At 72.8% G+C, this 18780-nt stretch carries 16 protein-coding genes; 10 read left to right on the top strand and 6 right to left on the bottom strand.

What is annotated here, in order from left to right:
* Positions 1-345: 345 nt before the first annotated feature.
* The 5 genes from ACQEVS_RS14160 (at position 346) to mscL (ending at position 6080) form a co-directional block, all read left to right on the top strand.
* Complete coding sequence (locus ACQEVS_RS14160; RefSeq protein ID WP_433020144.1) at positions 346-1986, top strand: potassium/proton antiporter; 1641 nt, start codon at positions 346-348, stop codon at positions 1984-1986.
* A gap of 280 nt (positions 1987-2266) precedes the next feature.
* Positions 2267-3547: an MFS transporter gene (locus ACQEVS_RS14165; RefSeq protein ID WP_433020147.1), complete on the top strand. Its 1281-nt coding sequence runs from the start codon at positions 2267-2269 to the stop codon at positions 3545-3547.
* Positions 3548-3612: 65 nt separating this feature from the next.
* On the top strand, positions 3613-3927 hold the full coding sequence (locus tag ACQEVS_RS14170) for an FmdB family zinc ribbon protein (protein ID WP_433020150.1): 315 nt from the start codon (positions 3613-3615) through the stop codon (positions 3925-3927).
* A 118-nt stretch (positions 3928-4045) separates the two neighbouring features.
* The gene (locus ACQEVS_RS14175; protein WP_433020153.1) at positions 4046-4918 is read left to right on the top strand and encodes an S-methyl-5'-thioadenosine phosphorylase; all 873 of its coding nucleotides are present in this window, start codon (positions 4046-4048) and stop codon (positions 4916-4918) included.
* Positions 4919-5600: 682 nt separating this feature from the next.
* Positions 5601-6080, top strand: coding sequence for a large conductance mechanosensitive channel protein MscL (gene mscL / locus ACQEVS_RS14180; RefSeq protein WP_433020156.1), 480 nt, complete (start codon positions 5601-5603; stop codon positions 6078-6080).
* Between the two features lie 65 nt (positions 6081-6145).
* Here mscL and ACQEVS_RS14185 read toward each other — a convergent pair whose 3' ends face one another.
* On the bottom strand, positions 6146-6316 hold the full coding sequence (locus ACQEVS_RS14185; RefSeq protein ID WP_433020159.1) for a hypothetical protein: 171 nt from the start codon (positions 6314-6316) through the stop codon (positions 6146-6148).
* A gap of 60 nt (positions 6317-6376) precedes the next feature.
* Between ACQEVS_RS14185 and ACQEVS_RS14190 the strand changes: the two genes are divergently transcribed.
* Positions 6377-7651 (top strand): low temperature requirement protein A, encoded by a 1275-nt coding sequence (locus ACQEVS_RS14190; protein WP_433020162.1) that lies wholly within the window; start codon positions 6377-6379, stop codon positions 7649-7651.
* 188 nt (positions 7652-7839) lie between these two features.
* Positions 7840-8958, top strand: a complete 1119-nt coding sequence (locus ACQEVS_RS14195; RefSeq protein WP_433020165.1) for a P1 family peptidase — start codon at positions 7840-7842, stop codon at positions 8956-8958.
* On the opposite strand, the gene ACQEVS_RS14200 is transcribed toward ACQEVS_RS14195, so the two are convergent.
* The 3 genes from ACQEVS_RS14200 to ACQEVS_RS14210 form a co-directional block, all read right to left on the bottom strand.
* Positions 8955-11063: a PTS fructose transporter subunit IIABC gene (locus ACQEVS_RS14200; RefSeq protein ID WP_433020168.1), complete on the bottom strand. Its 2109-nt coding sequence runs from the start codon at positions 11061-11063 to the stop codon at positions 8955-8957. The genes ACQEVS_RS14195 and ACQEVS_RS14200 overlap by 4 nt on opposite strands.
* 82 nt (positions 11064-11145) lie before the next feature.
* Complete coding sequence (gene pfkB, locus ACQEVS_RS14205; RefSeq protein ID WP_433020171.1) at positions 11146-12099, bottom strand: 1-phosphofructokinase; 954 nt, start codon at positions 12097-12099, stop codon at positions 11146-11148.
* Positions 12096-12869 (bottom strand): DeoR/GlpR family DNA-binding transcription regulator, encoded by a 774-nt coding sequence (locus ACQEVS_RS14210; RefSeq protein ID WP_433020174.1) that lies wholly within the window; start codon positions 12867-12869, stop codon positions 12096-12098. The genes pfkB and ACQEVS_RS14210 overlap by 4 nt, the downstream gene beginning before the upstream one ends.
* 174 nt (positions 12870-13043) lie before the next feature.
* Between ACQEVS_RS14210 and ACQEVS_RS14215 the strand changes: the two genes are divergently transcribed.
* The gene (locus ACQEVS_RS14215; protein ID WP_433020177.1) at positions 13044-13640 is read left to right on the top strand and encodes a GNAT family N-acetyltransferase; all 597 of its coding nucleotides are present in this window, start codon (positions 13044-13046) and stop codon (positions 13638-13640) included.
* A gap of 189 nt (positions 13641-13829) precedes the next feature.
* On the opposite strand, the gene ACQEVS_RS14220 is transcribed toward ACQEVS_RS14215, so the two are convergent.
* Positions 13830-15362 carry an MFS transporter gene (locus tag ACQEVS_RS14220; RefSeq protein WP_433020180.1) on the bottom strand — a complete coding sequence of 511 codons (1533 nt, stop codon included), beginning with the start codon at positions 15360-15362 and terminating at the stop codon, positions 13830-13832.
* 91 nt (positions 15363-15453) lie between these two features.
* Between ACQEVS_RS14220 and ACQEVS_RS14225 the strand changes: the two genes are divergently transcribed.
* Entirely contained in the window at positions 15454-16464 is a 1011-nt protein-coding gene (locus ACQEVS_RS14225; RefSeq protein WP_433020183.1) for a helix-turn-helix transcriptional regulator, read from the top strand.
* 99 nt (positions 16465-16563) lie between these two features.
* On the opposite strand, the gene ACQEVS_RS14230 is transcribed toward ACQEVS_RS14225, so the two are convergent.
* Positions 16564-17562, bottom strand: coding sequence for a sigma-70 family RNA polymerase sigma factor (locus tag ACQEVS_RS14230; RefSeq protein WP_433020186.1), 999 nt, complete (start codon positions 17560-17562; stop codon positions 16564-16566).
* Between the two features lie 568 nt (positions 17563-18130).
* Between ACQEVS_RS14230 and ACQEVS_RS14235 the strand changes: the two genes are divergently transcribed.
* Positions 18131-18598 carry a hypothetical protein gene (locus ACQEVS_RS14235; protein WP_433020189.1) on the top strand — a complete coding sequence of 156 codons (468 nt, stop codon included), beginning with the start codon at positions 18131-18133 and terminating at the stop codon, positions 18596-18598.
* The last annotated feature ends 182 nt before the right edge of the window (positions 18599-18780 follow it).

Genomic DNA, 18780 nt, shown 5'->3' on the forward strand with positions numbered 1-18780 from the left:
CACGGCCGTTCAGGCGAGCCGGGGGAGGCGGTCCGACGGGAGGTGCGGGAGTGGTCCCGTGGGGCGTGCGGGGCGGTCTCACGGGATGCCGGCGGGTGGTCCCGTGGGGCGGCGGCGGGTGGACTCGTGGAGGCTCGGCGGGTGGTCCCGTGGGGGTTCGCCCACCCTCGTCCCGACCGGACCGCGTTAAGAACCCGTAAAATATTAGGAGAGGCAATGAAGTTCCGGTCGTTCGTAGGAAGGCGTTCGCAGGAACGTTCCTTCAGACAACGGCCGGAGTCCTAGTGATGGGAGCGGCCCCTGACTGTCCACCACCTCAACGAACTCCTGCTCGTCTGCTCGCTCGTGCTGCTCGTAGCGGTGGCGGCGGTACGGGTTTCCTCCCGGAGCGGGCTGCCCAGCCTGCTCGTCTATCTCGGCATAGGCGTCGCGATAGGACAGGACGGCATCGGCGTCTCCTTCAACGACGTCGGGCTGACCCAGGTCATCGGATACGCGGCCCTCGTGGTGATCCTGGCCGAGGGCGGCCTCGGCACCAAGTGGCAGGAGATCAAGCCCGCCCTGCCCGCCGCCGCGGTCCTCTCCACCTTCGGCGTCGCGGTGAGCGTGGGGGTCACCGCGGCCGCCGCCCACTACCTCGCCGGAGTGGACTGGCGGCAGTCCCTGATCATCGGTGCGGTGGTGTCGTCGACGGACGCCGCGGCTGTCTTCTCCGTCCTGCGGAACGTCCCCCTCCCCGCCCGGCTCACCGGCATCCTGGAGGCGGAGTCCGGTTTCAACGACGCACCCGTCGTCATCCTCGTCGTCGCCTTCTCGGCCGCCGGACCGGTCGAGCACTGGTACCTGCTCCTGGGCAAGATCGCCCTGGAACTGGCCATCGGCGCGGCCGTCGGTCTCGCCATCGGCTTCCTCGGCGCGTACGGCATGCGGCACGTGGCCCTGCCCGCCTCCGGCCTCTACCCCATCGCCGTCATGGCCATCGCCACCGTCGCCTACGCCGGCGGCGCCCTGGCCCACGGCTCCGGCTTCCTCGCCGTCTATCTCGCCGCCCTGATACTGGGGAACGCGAAACTGCCCCACTGGCCGGCCACCCGCGGCTTCGCCGAAGGGCTCGGCTGGATCGCCCAGATCGGGATGTTCGTCCTGCTCGGCCTGCTGGTCACGCCGCACGAACTCGGCGGCGACATCGTCCCCGCGCTCGTCGTCGGCCTGGTCCTGACGATGGTCGCGCGGCCGGTCTCCGTCTTCCTCAGCACGGCGCCGTTCCGCACTCCGTGGCGGGAGAAGGCACTTCTCTCCTGGGCGGGGCTGCGCGGTGCGGTGCCGATCGTGCTCGCCACCATCCCGATGGTGGCGGCGGTCCCCGACAGCCGGCGGATCTTCAACATCGTCTTCGTGCTGGTGATCGTCTACACGCTGGTCCAGGGGCCGACGCTGCCCTGGCTGGCCCGCCGCCTCGGCCTGGGCGAGGCCGAGGCCCTGGACCTGGGGATCGAATCGGCTCCCCTGGAGCGGCTGCGCGGGCACCTGCTGTCGGTGGCCGTCCCCGAGGGATCGAAGATGCACGGCGTCGAGGTCTCCGAACTCCGGTTGCCGGCCGGCTCGGCCGTCACGCTCGTGGTGCGGGAGGAGACGAGCTTCGTCCCGGCCCCGTCGACCGTCCTGCGGTACGGGGACGAGCTGCTGGTCGTGGCCACGGACCCGGTGCGGGACGCGGCCGAGAAGCGGCTGCGCGCGGTCGGCGAGGGCGGCAAGCTGGCCGGGTGGCTGGGGACGGGATCGGATTCCGTTTCGCCTTCCGCCCCGGCTTCGGCTGCCGCCAAGGGGAGACGAAAAGCGGAGTCCGGCCGAAAGACCGGGCCCACGGGCAAGCCCGCCGAGAGGAGCCCGGCGGCGGCGGCCGACCCCGGCACCGCTCGAAGCGGAACCGATTCCTCAGCGAAGAGCGTGCGGAAGCGAGCGCCAGGTATGGTAGGGAGGAAGTAGGTTCTTCGTATGATCCTCCGGCTGGTGCCGGAGGCCCCGACGGGTTCGTCCCCACGGGCCGGAGGACCCGCTCTTTTCCTTACGTATCACTACTGAACAACACCGAACCATCTCTGCCTGATGCAGAGCTGGCGCGACCGCACGGCGGCCGTGGCCGCGATTCACGAGGCGGCCGGATCGGCATCTACCACGGTCCTGCGCGAGAGGACAGCTCTCGGCGCGCTCCGTGACGGCTTTCCCCGTTCGGGGCGTGCTACCAGGCGGCGGAAAGGCAAGGGCCGTGGAGACCACGGTCAATGACTCCGCCGGGGCCCGTCCCGGGTACGGCCGGCTGCTGCGTACGCGCGGCGCCTGGACGTTCCTGCTCCCCGGCTTCCTGGCCCGGCAGCCGTTCGCGATGCTGACCATCGGGATCCTGCTGCTCGTCCAGAACACCACCGGCTCGTACACCACGGCCGGTGCCGTATCGGCGACGGCCGGCGTTTCCATGGCGCTGTTCGCCCCGCAGAGCGGCAAGCTCGCGGACCGCTTCGGGCAGGCCGCGGTGCTGCTCCCCGGCATCGTGGTGCACGCCGCGGCGATCTCCCTGCTCATCACGCTGGCGCTGTCCCACGCGCCACTGTGGGCACTGTTCGTCGCGGCCGTGCCCGCCGGTGCGTCCACCCCGCAGATCGGCCCGATGGTGCGGGCCCGCTGGGCGGCCAAGCTGGAGGGCTCGCCGCTGATGGCGACCTCGGCGGCCTTCGAGTCCGTGACGGACGAGTTCACGTTCGTGATCGGTCCGGTGCTGGCCACCGCGCTCTGCACCGGCGTCCACCCGTCGGCCGGTCTGATCGCCGAGGCGGTCCTCACGGTCGTCGGCGGCGCCCTGTTCGCCACCCAGCGGCGCACCCAGCCGCAGCCCGACCGCACCGCTGCGGGCAACCGGCAGAAGGGCTCCTCCGCCCTGTCGGTGCCGGGCATCCGCGTGCTGATCTTCGCCTTCCTGGGCATCGGCTCGGTCTTCGGCGGCATGCAGATGTCGCTGACCGCCTTCACCAAGGAGATCGGCGAGCCGGGCATCAACGGCCTGCTCTACGGCGCCTTCGCGGCCGGGAACATGATCGCGGGCATCGTCTGCGGCACCGTCGCCTGGCGCAGCACCCCGCAGCGCCGGCTGCTGGCCGCGTACCCGCTGCTGGCCCTGGCCACCACGCCCCTGTGGGCGGTGCACGCGGTGCCGCTGCTGGGCGGGCTCGGCCTGATCGTCGGCCTGTGCATCGCCCCGGCGCTGATCACCGGCTACACGCTGGTCGAGTCGCTGGTCCCGGCGGGCTCCCGGACGGAGGCGTTCACCTGGCTGACCGGCGCCGTCGGCCTGGGCCAGGCCGCCGGCTCCACGGTGGCCGGCCGCCTCGTGGACTCGCACAGCGCCAGCACCGGCTTCCTGGTCCCCCTGTGCGGCACCACGCTGGCACTGGTGGTGCTGCTGGTGCTGCGCAACCGGCTCACCCCGGAGGCCACCGCGTCGCGGATCGTCGGGCGTGGGGTCGGTCACCGCGAGCCCGTCTCGGTGGACTGAGGCGCCGGAATACTGCACTATGGAGCATCGTTAGCACTCATTGAGTGAGAGTGCCAGGAGGAGAAGTGCCGACTTACCAGTACCAGTGCACCGAGTGCGGCGAGGGCCTTGAGGCGGTGCAGAAGTTCACCGACGACGCGTTGACCGTGTGCCCCAGCTGCGACGGACGCCTGAAGAAGGTGTTCTCGGCCGTCGGCATCGTGTTCAAGGGCTCCGGCTTCTACCGGAACGACAGCCGCGGCTCGTCGTCCAGCAGCACGCCGGCGTCGTCGTCCTCGAAGACGTCCTCGTCTTCGGCCGCCTCGTCGTCCTCGTCCTCGACGAGCGGCTCGTCCTCGTCGGGCAGCGGGCCCACGACCACGGCGTCGTCCGCCGCCTGAGGCACTCACTCAACCGGACAGCACACACGGAGTCCGTCGCCCCACAGGGGCGGCGGACTCCGTGTCGCATTCCGCCGCGGCCCGGTGCGCGCGGGGGGTGCGCCGCTAGGGTGACGCCATGGTCAACATGAGCATGTCCGAGACGGTCGAGACAGGCGGGACGCGGGCGGAGATAGGCGTCATCGGGGGCTCGGGGTTCTACTCCTTCCTCGACGACGTGACCGAGATCACCGTCGAGACGCCCTACGGGCCGCCGAGCGACTCCCTGTTCCTCGGCGAGGTGGCGGGCCGCCGGGTCGCCTTCCTCCCCCGCCACGGCCGGGGCCACCACCTGCCGCCGCACCGCATCAACTACCGGGCCAATCTGTGGGCCCTGCGCTCCGTGGGCGTCCGCCAGGTCCTCGGCCCGTGCGCCGTGGGCGGACTGCGGCCCGAGTACGGGCCCGGCACCCTGCTGGTGCCCGACCAGCTCGTGGACCGGACGAAGTCCCGGACGCAGACCTACTTCGACGGCGAGCCGCTCCCCGACGGCACCGTCCCCGAGGTCGTCCACCTCGCCTTCGCCGACCCCTACTGCCCCGCCGGACGCGCGGTGGTGCTCGCGGCGGCGCGCGGCCGGGACTGGGAGCCGGTGGACGGCGGAACCATGGTCGTGACCGAGGGGCCGCGCTTCTCCACCCGGGCGGAGTCGCGCTGGCACGCGGCGCAGGGCTGGTCGGTCGTCGGCATGACCGGCCACCCGGAGGCCGCGCTCGCCCGTGAGCTGGGCCTCTGCTACACGTCGATGGCGCTGGTCACGGACCTGGACGCCGGGGCCGAGACGGGCGACGGCGTGACGCACGAGGAGGTGCTGCGGGTCTTCGCGGAGAACGTGGAGCGGCTGCGCGGCGTGCTCTTCGACGTGGTCGGGGGGCTGCCGGTGACCGCGGACCGGGACTGCCTGTGCGTGCGCGTGCACGACGGGTGGGAGCTGGGGATCAAGCTGCCTTGAGGGGTGGGGCTGGGGGCCGCTTTGACGGGCGGGAGCTGGGGCGAGCTGCCTTGACGGGTGGAAGCTGGGGGCTGCCTTGAGGGGGCGGGGCTGGGGCGACCCGCCTCGACGGGTGGGGGCTGGGTGTCGAGCCGCCCTGACGGAGTGGGGCGGGGCCGTGCCAGCGCTGCTGTGCGCGGTGGCTCCGCACGGCGACCGAAGTTTTCCACAGCCTCACGATTTATCCACAGGCTCCAGCGGGGCTTGCGGAAACCCGGGATCGTAGAGGGCGTCGGTGGTCGGAACTCCCCCACGCTAGGCGGTGTTTGCCATGCCCTCTCCCTCTTGCGTCCCCTCGCACGCCTCCCCGTCATCGCCCTCCCCAGCTGTTCCCCGACGCGCCCGCCCCAGGCCGTCCTGGGCCCCGCCGCCCGCCTGTGAGGTGCCGCACTTCGCTCCCGTGCGGGTGGGGCGGCGGGCGCGGGGGAAGACTGCCGGGCGGGCCCTGCTCACGGCCGGGGTGGTGATCCTGTGCTGGGCACTGCTCGCGTACGGCGGCCTGCGCTGACGCCTCCGGGGCGGCCCGGGCCGATCCCTCCGGCGACGTCGGTCGGGGCGGCGGATTGGACAGACCGGCCGGACCGTCTCGTATGTTATGGAACCCACCATTCCGGTACAGAGACGCACAGAGAAGGGCCGTTCGGTGAGCGAGAAGAAGACAGGGATCCTTGGAGGCTTCAAGGCGTTCCTGATGCGGGGCAACGTGATCGACCTGGCGGTCGCCGTTGTCATCGGCGCGGCGTTCACCAACATCGTGAACTCGGTCGTCAAGGGCGTGATCAACCCCATCGTCGGCGCGTTCGGCACCACGGATCTGGACCGTTACGCGGCCTGCCTCAAGGGCCCGTGCGTCAGGAAGGCGTCGGGCGAGGTCACCCAGGGCGTCTACATCCAGTGGGGCTCGGTGCTCAGCGCCACGCTCACCTTCCTGATCACCGCCGCGGTGGTCTACTTCCTGATGCTGCTGCCGATGAAGCGCTGGCAGGATCGCCAGGCGGCCCGCCGACCGGAGGACGGCGGCCCGGCCGCGCCGACGGAGATCGAGCTGCTCGCGCAGATCCGGGACACCCTCGTCGAGCAGCGGCGCGGCCCCGGCTCGGACTCCGTACCGGCCCAGCGCTAGACCGCACCCGCGCGGCCGCGGAAGTCGCGGAAGGCCGCGCCCGGGGCACGGCGCGGCCGTCGCGGTCAGATGTGGTGCGGCGGCTTCTCGTCCAGGAACCGGGCGAGGTCGGCGGCGGAGTCCTGGCCCGTGGGGCGCTCGCCCCAGCCGCGGTCGGTGTCGTCCGCCGACTGCCGGTCCAGCGGATCGTCGAAGATCAGGGCCGCGGGCTTGGGTTCGGGGGCGGTGCTGCTCATGACACCAGGGTACGGGTGGCCCCGGTCGCGGCCCCCGCCGCGAGCGGTGACAATCGCCGCATGAGCGATACGCCGCGTCGGCGGCTCGCGGCGGGCTCGGGCGTCCTGCGCCGGATGGCCACCCGGGGCCGGGACGAGGAGCACCGCGTCGCCACCCCCCTGGAGCTGTTCTTCGACCTCTGTTTCGTGGTCGCGGTGGCCCAGGCGGGCGGGCAGCTGGTGCACGCGCTGGCCGAGGCGCACTTGGGCCACGGCGTCCAGGGCTACCTGATGGTGTTCTTCGCCATCTGGTGGGCCTGGATGAACTTCACCTGGTTCGCCTCCGCCTACGACACGGACGACGTGCTGTTCCGCGGCACGACGCTGATCCAGATCGCGGGAGTGCTGGTGTTCGCGGCGGGGATCCCGCGCGCCTTCGACTCCGGCGACTTCCGGGTGATCTGGTTCGGCTACCTGGTGATGCGGCTGGCCATGGTGGCCCAGTGGCTGCGGGCCGGCTTCTCCACGGCCGGCCGCGAGCGCCGGACCGCGCTGCGGTACGCGGTGGGGGTGTCCGCCTGCCAAGTCGGCTGGCTGGGGCTGCTGTTCCTGCCCGCCGACGCCAAGCCCTGGCTGCTCCTGGGGATGGCGATATGCGAGATGGCCGTCCCGGTCTGGGCCGAGCACGACTACCAGACCGGCTGGCACCCGCACCACATCGCGGAACGCTACGGCCTGTTCACCATCATCGTGCTCGGCGAAACGGTGTCGGCCGCCACCGTGGCCGTCCAGTCCGCCGTCGACGAACACCGGGCGCTGGGCGTCCTGTTGCCCATAGCCGCGGGCGGGCTCCTCATCACCTTCGCCGCCTACTGGATCTACTTCGCCGTCCCCATCCACCTGCACCTGATCTCCAACCGCCAGGCGTTCCTCTGGGGTTACGGCCACTACCTCGTCTTCGGGTCGGTCGCGGCGATCGGCGCCGGCATCGAGGTCGCGATCGAGGAGGCCACGGGCAAGGCCCACATCTCCACGTTCGCGGCGTCCGGGACGGTCACCCTCGCCGCGGCCCTCTTCATGTTCACGGTGTGGCTGATCCACTCCCGGCACCAGAAACGCGGCCCGGCACAGCAGGCGGTACTCCCCGTCTCGGCGGTGCTCGTGCTGGCTTGCACCTTCGCGGGACGCTGGGCCGTCCCGCTGGCCGGGGCGGTGGCCACCGCCACCGTCGTCGTGGGCGTCACCCTGACGGCGCGGGGCGGGACCGCGCTGGGGCAGGAGGAGGGGCGAGACGGCTCGGGGACAGGGCACGGGGAAGGGGAAGGGGAAGGGGAGGCGCGCCGGGAAAGGGAATGAGACGGGGAAGGGACCGCAGGCCGAGGGCATCGAGGCGGCCGGAAGGCTGAGGACGTCGAGGAAGCCGGAAAGCTGAGGACGTTGCGAAGTCGGAAGGCTGAGGACGTTGCGGAGCCGGAAGGCTGAGGGCGGGAAAGAGGCCGGCGAAAGCCGGGTCCGGTCCGGGGCGGCCGTGGTACGCAAGGCCCATGACCGACACCGACAGCACTCGGAACGCCGCCGTACGGACCGGACCGCTGGACGCGCTCACCGACGTACCGGGGCTGCGCGTCGGGCACGCCGAACTGGCCGGCCCGGGGGCCCTCACCGGAACGACGGTGGTCCTCACCGAGCCGGACGGCGCGGTCGCGGCCGTCGACGTCCGGGGCGGCGGCCCCGGCACCCGGGAGACGGACGCGCTCGACCCCCGCAACCTCGTCCAGCGGGTGGAGGCCGTCGTCCTCACCGGCGGCAGCGCCTTCGGGCTGGACGCCGCGTCCGGCGCGGTGGCCTGGCTGGAGGAGGCCGGCCGGGGCGTGCCGGTCGGCCCGGACCCGGCCCAGGTGGTGCCCGTCGTACCCGCCGCCGCCCTCTTCGACCTCGGCCGAGGCGGCGTCTGGCGGGCCCGTCCGGACGCGGCCCTCGGCCGGGCGGCGATCGAGGCGGCGGCGGGGACGGCCCCCGGTACGCCGGTGGTGCAGGGCAACGTGGGCGCGGGCAGAGGTGCCGTCGTCGGAGGCATGAAGGGAGGCATCGGTACGGCGAGCGTCGTCCTGCCCTCGGGGGTCACCGTCGCGGCGCTCGCGGCCGTCAACGCGGCGGGCTCGGCGGCCGATCCGGAGACGGGAGTGCTGTACGGGCGGCTGTACGCCGGCGAGCGGGTCCGCTACGCCGATCCCGCGCGCCACGAGGCGGCGCGGCGCGCCCTGGCCGCCGCCCGGGAGGAGACGGCCCGACGCACGGCGGGCTCGATCCGGCAGCCGCTGAACACGACGCTCGCCGTCGTCGCCACCGACGCCGCCCTCACCCGCGCCCAGGCGCAGAAGCTCGCCGGTACGGCCCACGACGGATTGGCCCGCGCGGTCCGGCCGGTCCACCTCCTCACGGACGGCGACACGGTCTTCACCCTGGCGACGGGCGCCAGGTCCCTGCCCTCCGCCCAGGACGCGGCTCCCGCCGACGTCTCCGCCCTCGTCGCCCTCAACGAGATCCTCGCCGCCGGTGCGGACGCCCTGACCCGGGCCGTGGCCAAGGCCGTCCTCGCGGCGGAGAGCGTGGACGGCCCGGGCGGGGTGTTCCCGTCGTACCGGGAGCTGTACGGAGGCTAGTGCGCGGCGTTCCGGGCGGTCGCGCTCTTCAGCAGGACGACCAGGCCGGCGCTCAGCGCCGTGCCGGCGGCGATGGCGAGGAGGTAGAGGAAGGGGGCGCCGATCAGGGGGATGACGAACGCGCCGCCGTGAGGGGCGCGGAGGGTGCAGTCGAAGGCCATGGAGAGGGCGCCGGTGACGGCGCCGCCGGCCATCGCCGACGGGATGACGCGCAGCGGGTCCGCCGCCGCGAACGGGATGGCGCCCTCGGTGATGAAGGAGGCGCCGAGCACCCAGGCGGCCTTGCCGTTCTCCCGTTCGGCCGGGGTGAAGAGCCGGCCGCGCACGGTCGTCGCGAGGGCCAGGGCGAGCGGGGGGACCATGCCGGCGGCCATGACGGCGGCCATCACCTTGAGGCTGCCGTCGTTGGGGTCGGCGAGGCCGCCGACGGCGAAGGCGTAGGCGACCTTGTTGAGCGGGCCGCCGAGGTCGAAGCACATCATCAGGCCGAGCAGCGCGCCGAGGACCACGGCGTTCGTGCCGTTCAGCCCGCTCAGCCAGTCCGTCAGCGCGGACTGGAGGGAAGCGAGCGGCTTGCCCACCACCAGGAACATCAGGAAGCCGACGATCGCCGAGGACAGCAGCGGGATGACGACCACCGGCATGATCCCGCGCAGCACGGCCGGCACCCGCGCCCGCTGTACGGCCATCACCACCCCGCCCGCGAGCAGACCGGCGATCAGTCCCCCGAGGAAGCCGGCGTCGACCGTCACCGCGATGGCTCCGCCGACGAAACCGGGGACGAGCCCGGGGCGGTCGGCCATCCCGTACGCGATGAAGCCGGCCAGGACCGCCACCAGGAAGCCGAACGCGACGCCTCCCGTCTGGAAGAACAGCGCGGCCCAGCTCGCGGACTCGGTCCAGACGAAGTGCTTGGCCACCGACGGGGCCTTGTTGATTTCGTAGCCGCCGATGGCGAAGCCCAGGGCGATCAGCAGACCGCCCGCCGCGACGAAGGGCACCATGTAACTCACGCCCGTCATCAGCCACTTGCGGAGCCGCGTACCGAAGCCGTCACCGCCCTCGGCGCCGGTGTCCATGGGCGCGGCGGGCCGGGGCGCTCGGACGTCCCCGCGGGCTGCCTTCTCCCGTACCTCCGCCACCAGCTCGGCGGCGCGGTTCACGCCCGCCTTGACGCCGACGTCCACGACCGGCTTTCCCGCGAAGCGGTCCCTGTCGCGAACCTCGACGTCGTGGGCGAGGATCACGCCGTCCGCGGCCTCGACCACGGCCGGGTCGAGCCGGGTGAATCCGGCCGACCCCTGCGTCTCGACGGCTATCTCGACACCCGCGTCCCGCGCGGCGCGCTCCAGCGCCTCGGCGGCCATGTACGTGTGCGCGATGCCGGTGGGGCAGGAGGTGACGGCGACGATGCGGAAGGCCCGCTCGGGTCTGGGCTCGGGCTCGGGTGCGGATTGGGGCTCGGGTGTGGACTTGGGCTCGGGCTTGCGCTCGGGTTCGGGTTCGGAGCCGGGCTCAGATTCCGGCTCGGACTCAGGTTCCGGCTCGGGCTCGGCGACAGGTGCCGGGGCAGGTGCGGTCACGGGCGCGGTCACGGCCACGGCCACGGGCGCGGTCGCGGTCGCCGGGACGAGTGCGGGTTCGTCGCCCCTGATCAGCGCCGCGGCCTCCCCCGCGTCCGTCACCGTGCGCAGCGCCCCCGTGAACTCCTCGTTCATCAGCCGCCGCGCGAGGCCCGAGAGGATTACGAGGTGGTCGCTGTCCGCCCCGGCCGGGGCGGCGATCAGGAAGATCAGGTCGGCCGGACCGTCCGGGGCGCCGAAGTCGACTCGGGCGGCGCAGCGGCCGAAGGCCAGGGTCGGCGCGGTGACGTGGGCGCTGCGGCAGTGCGGGATGCCGATGCCGCCGTCGAGGCCGGTCGGCATCCGGGCCTCGCGCGCCGCCACGTCGGCCAGGAATCCGTCCAGGTCCGTGACGCGGCCGAGGTCCCGCATGCGGACGGCGAGCGACCGGGCGGCCGCCTCCTTGGTGTCGGCGGCCAGGTCCAGGTCGACCAGTTCCGCCGTGATCAGTTCACTCGTCGCGTCGCTCATCGCATTGCTCATCGCGGGCTCCCTTGCTCGCGGTAGCGCCTTGCCGGCGGCTGGGTGGGGGAGGTGGACCGGTGGACCCGGTGGACCGCCGGCGTCAGACGCCGGACGCCGGTTCGGTCAGGGCGCGGCCGCCCGGGACGTCCCGGGTGACCGTCACGGTGGACGGTTCGAGGTCGCCCGGGGCGGGCATCGCGCTGCCGGGCAGCCGGACGGCCGCCGCGCCGTGGGCCAGGGCCGACGCGAGGGCGGCCGGGCCTTCGCCGCCGGCGGCGAGGAAGCCGGCCAGGGAGGCGTCGCCGGCGCCGACGTTGCTGCGGACCCGCGTCACGGGGGCCGTTCCGTAGTACGTGCCGGAGTCGTCGACGAGCAGTTGACCGTCGGCGCCGAGGCTGGCGAGGACGGTCCACGCGCCGAGGCCGCGTAGTTCCTCCGCCGCCCGGGCCGCGTCCCCGACCGTCGCCAGCGGGCGGCCGACGGCCTGGGCCAGTTCCTCGGTGTTGGGCTTGACGACGTCGGGGCGTTCGCGCAGCGCGGCGGTGAGGGACGGGCCGGAGGTGTCGAGCGCGATCCGGGCCCCGGCGGCGTGGGCGCGGGCCACCAGCAGCGCGTACCACTCGGGCGCGAGTCCGCGCGGCAGGCTGCCGCAGCAGGCGATCCAGCCGGCGCCCGCCGACCGCTCCCCCACGCTGCCCAGCAGCGCCTCGGCCTCGGCGGCGGTCAGTTCGGGGCCGGCCGCGTTGACCTTGGTGAGCGTGCCGTCGGGCTCGGCGACGGCCACGTTGACCCGCGTTGCGCCGGACAGGGGGACGCCCGCCACGTCGATGCCCTGCTCGCGGAGGAGACGTTCCAGCAGGGCGCCCTCCGCGCCGCCGAGCGGCAGCACGGCCGTGGTGGCGTGCCCGGCCGCCGCGACCGCGCGCGAGACGTTGACGCCCTTGCCGCCCGGGTCGACGCGGTCGGCCGCCGCGCGCAGGACGGCGCCGCGCCGCAGCGCGGGAACCTCGTAGGTGCGGTCGAGGCTGGGGTTGGGGGTGACGGTGAGGATCACGCGCGGATCACCGCCGGGCCGCGGCGTTCGATCTCCTCGGCGTCCTCGGAGCTCAGCCCGGTGTCGGTGATCAGCAGGTCCACGTCGGAGAGGTCGCCGAAGCGGGCGAAGTGCCGCTGCCCGGACTTGCCGGAGTCCGCGAGCAGGACGACGCGCCGGGCGGCGGCGATCGTCGCCCGCTTCACCGCCGCCTCGGCGAGGTCCGGGGTGGTCAGTCCGCCGTCCGGGGAGAAGCCGTTGGTGGCGACGAAGGCGACGTCGGCCGCGATCTCGCCGTACGCGCGCAGCGCCCAGGCGTCGACGGCCGCCCGGGTGCGGTGCCGTACCCGGCCTCCGACCAGGTGCAGGGCGATGCCCGGGTGGTCCGCCAGCCGGGCGGCGACGGGCAACGCGTGGGTGACGACCGTCAGCTCCGCGCCCGGGTCGACGTCCAGCGGGAAGAGCGCGGCGAGGCGGGCGACCGTGGTCCCGGCGTCCAGGATCACGCTGCCGCCGGCGGGCAGTTCGGCCAGGGCCGCCCGGGCGATGCGGTCCTTCTCGTCCGCCGCCGTGGACTCGCGTTCCGCGAGGTCCGGTTCGAAGTCCAGCCGGCCGACGGGGATCGCGCCGCCGTGCACGCGCCGGAGCAGCCCGGCCCGGTCCAGCGCCTTGAGGTCGCGGCGCACCGTCTCGGCGGTGACCTGGAACGTCTCCGCCAGTGACAGCACGTCCACCCGCCCGCTCTCGCGGGCGAGCCGCAGGATCTCCTGCTGGCGTTCCGGTCCGTACATGGCAGTTCGCTTCCGTTCCTACGCCCGCTTGTGTGGGATCAGCCGCAGACTACGGGCATAGCGGACGCGAAGTAAACACTTCCGGAAAGCATCTGGGCGCAAACGGGCACGATCTTATGCACTAGGGCGAACCACTCTTGCCCCTAGTGTGAAATGCCCCTACGTTCCTGAGTCGTGATCACGAAGCTGCCCGCGCGCACCACCGTCCTGACCGGTCGGCACGTCCGCCTGGAACCCCTCGACCACACGCACGTGCCCGACCTGTTCCGCGCCGTCGGCGGCGACGACGAGGTCTGGCGCTGGACGTACGACCTCACCCCGCGCACGGAGGGCGAGCTCGACGCCATCCTCAAGGGCCGGCTCGCCGACCCCTCCTGCGTCCCGTTCGCCGTCGTCCACCTCGCGAGCGGCCGGACCGCCGGCGTCACCTGCTGCTTCGAGGCGAGCACCGCGCACGAGCAGATGGAGATCGGCGGGACCTGGTACGGGCGGGAGTACTGGCGCACCGCCGTCAACACCGAAAGCAAGCTCCTGCTGCTCACGCACGCGTTCGAGGAGCTCGGCATGGGCCGCGTCTACTGGAAGACCGACCATCGGAACGAGCGGTCCCAGGCGGCGATACGGCGGCTCGGGGCCGTGTACGAGGGCACGTTTCGGCGACACCGGCAGCGACCGGACGGGAGTTGGCGGGACAGCGTCTACTTCTCGATGCTGCGGGACGAGTGGCCCTCGGTGCGGGAGCGGCTCGTGAGCCGTCTCGACCGGGGGTGACCCGCGAGAACACGGGAGACGCGCCGCCCCGCACACACCGGGGGTGACCCGCGAGAACACGGACGACTCGCCGGCCCCCGCGCCGGAGGCGATCCGCCGGAACGCGAAAAACGCGCCGGCCCCCGTCCGGACCACCGTCACGGTGGCGGCCCGGGCGGAGGCCGGCGCGCGTCCCCGTCCCCGGGACCGTCACGCGGCTATCGGTTCGCCCTTCTCCGCGGGCACCGCGTCCGCCGCCGGAACCTCGGTGCGGGAGCGGCGCGGGAGCGCGAAGACCAGCAGGAAGACGAGGACGAGCAGGCCCGCGACCCACCACAGGGCGTTGCCGTACGCGTCGCCGAAGGCCGTGGCGCCCCGGCCCTTCGCGACCGCGTCCTCGTCCAGGACGCCGAAGAAGACCACCGACACGAGCCCCAGGCCGATCGCGTTGCCCAACTGCTGCGTGGTGTTTATCAGTCCGGACGCGGAGCCCGCGTGCTCGCGGGGCACCTCGGAGAGGACGGCGTCGGTGAGCGGGGCGACGACGAAGCCCATGCCCGCGCCCATGACGATCAGCGGCAGGGCCATCTGCCAGGAGGTGATGTCGGCGCCGTAGCGGTCGGCCTCCCAGATGTAGAGCAGCACACCGGCGGCCATGACCAGCGCGCCCGCCTGGAGGACCTTGCGGCCGAAGCGCGGGACGAGCTTCTGGACGGACATGCCGGCCGTGATCGACACGGCGATGGAGAACGGAATGCCGGTCAGGCCGGACCGCAGCGCGCTCCAGCCGAGGCCGAGCTGCATGTAGAGGGTCCAGCAGAGGAAGTAGATGCCGGTGAGGATGCCGAAGGCCAGCTGGACGCCGATGCCGGCGGCGAAGCTCTTCACGGTGAACAGGGAGAGCTCGACCAGCGGCGAGCCGTCCTTCCGCTTCTTGTGGCGCTCGTAGACGACGAACAGGGCCAGCACCACGGCGCTGCCGCCCATCAGCAGGAAGCCCCAGAGCGGCCAGCCCAGTTCGCGGCCCTGGGTGAGCGGGTAGAGGAACATGACGATGCCGAGGGTCGCGAGGGCGACGCCGACGAGGTCGAGCTTGAGCGCGTTCTCGGCCTTGGACTCGGCGATGAAGCGGCGCCCGAGGATCAGGCCGGCGATGCCGACGGGCAGGTTGACCAGGAAGATCGGCCGCCATTCCAGGCCGAGGATGTTCCACTCGGTGAGCAGCGCGCCCAGGATCGGGCCGGAGACGGCGCCCAGTCCGACGATGGCGCCGAACATGCCGAAGACCTTGCCGCGCTCGTGCGCCGGGAAGGTGGAGTGCACGATCGCCAGCACCTGGGGCACCATCAGCGCGGCGGTGCCGCCCTGGAGGACGCGGGCGGCGACGAGCAGGTGCGGGTCGCCGGCGAGGCCGCAGAGCATCGAGGCGAGGGTGAAGCCGCTCATGCCGAGCAGGAAGACGCGTCGGCGCCCGTATATGTCCCCGAGCCGGCCGCCGGTGATCAGGCCGGCGGCGAAGGCGAGGGCGTAGCCCTCGGTGATCCACTGGAGGACGCTGAACGACGCGCCGAGGTCATGGCTGATGCTGGGCATCGCGATGTTGACGATCGTCACGTCGACGAGGTCCATGAAGGACGCGGTCAGCACGACGGCCAGCGCGATCCAGCGGCGGCGGTCGGGGGGCGTACCGGTGCGCGGACCGGTGCCGGGATCGGTGCTCGGATCAGTGCTCGGGGAGCTCACGGGGTAATGCCTTCCACTTCGTGTTCCGGGTGTCCCACGCTAGAGCCCGTCTAGGTCAAGCTGTGTCCTAGATCCCTGGCACGCTGGCGTTATGACCGACACACCCGTACGGCTTCTGAATCTGCTCTCCCTTCTGCAGACCCCACGCGAATGGCCGGGCAGCGAACTCGCCGAACGGCTCGGTGTGAGCCCGCGGACGATCCGGCGGGACATCGAGCGGCTGCGCGACCTCGGCTACCCCGTACAGGCAACGATGGGAGCCGTCGGTGGGTACCGGCTGGCCGCCGGGGCGGCGATGCCGCCGCTGGTCCTGGACGACGAGGAGGCGGTGGCCATCGCGGTGGGCCTGCGAGCCGGGGCCGGGCACGCGGTGGAAGGCATCGAGGAGGCGTCCGTACGGGCGCTCGCCAAGCTCGAACAGGTGCTGCCGTCCCGGCTCCGCCACCGCGTGACCGCCCTCCAGGCCGCCACCGTGCCGCTCACCTGGGGCGACGGCGCGACGGTCGACCCGCGGACGCTCACCGTCATGGCCGCCGCCACGACCGGCAACGAGCGGCTGCGGTTCTCGTACCGCACCGCCGAGGGCGTGGAGACCAAACGGCTGGTGGAGCCGAACCGGCTGGTGAGCACCGGCCGCCGCTGGTACCTGGTCGCCTACGACAACGACCGCGAGGACTGGCGCACCTTCCGGGTGGACCGGGTCGGCGACCCCTTCCCGACGGGCGCCCGCTTCGAGCCGCGCGAGCTGCCCGCGGAGAACGCGGCGGAGTTCGTCAGCGGCCCCGCGACCCGGCGCCGGCCCGAACTGCGGATGGTGGTGACGCTGCACGCGCCCGCGTCGGCCGTCGCGGGCCGGCTGCCGCACTGGATGGGGGCGCCCCGGCCGGTCGACGACGAGACCTGCCGGCTGGACACGGAGTGCGCCGACTCCGTCGAGTGGGTGGCCATGCACCTGGCGATGCTCGGCTGCGAGTTCGAGGTGCACGAGCCGGAGCAGCTGGTCACGTGCACTCGGCTGCTCGGGGAGCGGATCACCCGGGCGGCGGGCGGGACCACCGGGGGCCACGGGACCGCCGGGGACCACGGGACCGCCGGGGAGTAGCGGAGAGGCCCGGAGATCGGCGGAGAGGCCCGGGGCAAGAGAAGGACCCCGGCGCAGGGGGGGGAGGCGCCGGGGTCCGATCTATAAGGATATGCCCTTTTAGGCCGCCGCGTCGAACCCGGTGTCGTGAGCCATCTTCTTCAGCTCCATCAGCGCGTGCTTCTCGATCTGCCGAATCCGCTCCCGGGTGAGCCCGTGCTGCTTGCCGACCTCCGTCAGCGTGCGCTCCCGCCCGTCCTCGATCCCGTAGCGCGCCTTGATGATCGACGCGGTCCGGTGGTCGAGCCGGCCGATGAGGGTCTCCAGCTCCTCGCTGCGCAGCAGCGCGATGACCGACTGCTCCGGCGACACGGCGGAGGTGTCCTCCAGCAGGTCGCCGAACTGGGTCTCGCCCTCGTCGTCCACCGACATGTTCAGGCTGACCGGGTCCCGGGCCCAGTCGAGGACGTCGCCCACGCGCTCGGGCGTGGTGCCCAGCTCCGCGGCGATCTCGGCGTGCTCGGGGTCGCGGCCGTTCTCCCGGTTGAACTCGCGCTGCACCCGGCGGATGCGGCCCAGCTCCTCGACGAGGTGGACGGGGAGCCGGATGGTGCGCGACTGGTCGGCGATCGAGCGGGTGATCGCCTGGCGGATCCACCACGTCGCGTACGTGGAGAACTTGAATCCCTTGGTGTAGTCGAACTTCTCCACCGCGCGGACCAGGCCGGCGTTGCCCTCCTGGATCAGGTCGAGCAGCGGCAGCCCGCTGCGCGGGTACCGGCGGGCGACGGCGACCACGAGCCGCAGGTTCGACTTGATGAAGACGTCCTTGGCGCGGGCGCCCTCGTCGGCTATCGCCTCCAGCTCCTCGCGCGAGGCGCCCCCCGCCTCGCCGGACTCCAGGCCGTCCAGGATCTGCCGGGCGTAGACGCCCGCCTCGATGGCCTGCGACAGCTCGACCTCCTTGGCGGCGTCGAGCAGGGGCGTCCGCGCGATCTCGTCCAGGTACATGCCGACCAGGTCGCGATCGGCGATCTCCCCGCTCGAGGCGCGAACACTGCTTGCCTCGTCGGCGCCCTTGGCTGCGGGCTGACGACGGGCGACGGCACGGGTTGCCATGCGTACTCCCTTGCGATGAGACGGTCGCGGGATGGTGGGGGCTCGCGCTCAGCGAACCCGTCCGAAGGAAAGAACGACTGGAATCCGGACAGAATTCCCAAGAGGCGTCTTCTTTTTTACGATCATGCAGTACCCTGTCCCGCCACACGCGGGGCACGCATGCCGGACGGACCGATGGACGTCCTGGTCAGGGCGGGTGCGAGCGCCCACGGAGCGACCACCGGGGTCCCGCTCGCACCGCGACCATCGCGTCCGGTCGAGACGGCCGTCACCCTTGACGCCTTCCCCGCGGCTTCGGAAGAACGCCGCCCCGGCGCCTCGGGGCGCGTCCGCCACCTCGAAGGACGGCTCGCGCCGCCTTACGGTTGCGCGGGCCGGGGGAGGCGGGGGGACGTGACGGAGTGCGGGCGCCGCCGGTTCCGGTCGCGCGGGCCGGGCGAACGGGGCGGAACGCGCCCTTCCGCTGATCCACTTGCCGCCGCGCGGGCGCGGGTGTGCGCTGGTTCTCAGGGGCCGGTTCCCCCGGACGGACGCGGCCGGTCCCCGGACGGACGAGAGGAGCCCTGCCATGCCGGCGCACGCAATCCTGCCTTCCCACCACACCCCGGACGGCCCCGGTCCGGTGCCCAGGGGCGCCCGTCTCCCGGTGCGCGGGACGCGGGCGGGCCCGGTTCCCGACCGGAGCCGCCCCGTCTGGGCCGTACCCGCCTGCCTGGGGTTCGTCCTCTTCCTGTACACCGTGTTCCTCGCGCACGAGAACGGCTTCTCGGAGCTGGGCGGCTGGTTGCTCGGCCTGGTCACCGCGGCGGTCGCGACCGGCATCGGCCTCCTCTTGGTGCGCCACCGCAACGCGATGATCACCGAGGTGCGCGCGGCGGCGTACGGCGCGCTCGCCGGCGGCACCCTCGGCTTCCTGCACAGCGTGGCCGGCGGGTCCTGGCTGCGCTCCGTCGGCGTCGGGCTCGGCTTCGCCGTCCTGATCGGGCTGGCGTCGTACAACCTCTTCCACTGGAACGAGCGCCACGTCCGCCGGTAGGCCGGCAACCGCCGCTTCCGCAGAGGGCGTTCCGGTGCCCTGCGAAGGCGGCCGAAGTCCGGAGGTGTACGTCCGCAGACCGTTTCCGGTGTGACGGGAGAGGCTTAGCGTGGCGTCATGGCCGACACCACCGGAACATCCCGCGAGCCCCTCGAACGCCTCCGCACCAAGGGCCCGGAGCT

This window comes from Streptomyces sp. CA-181903 (genome assembly GCF_050937075.1).
In the GTDB taxonomy this organism is placed as follows: Bacteria; Actinomycetota; Actinomycetes; order Streptomycetales; family Streptomycetaceae; genus Streptomyces.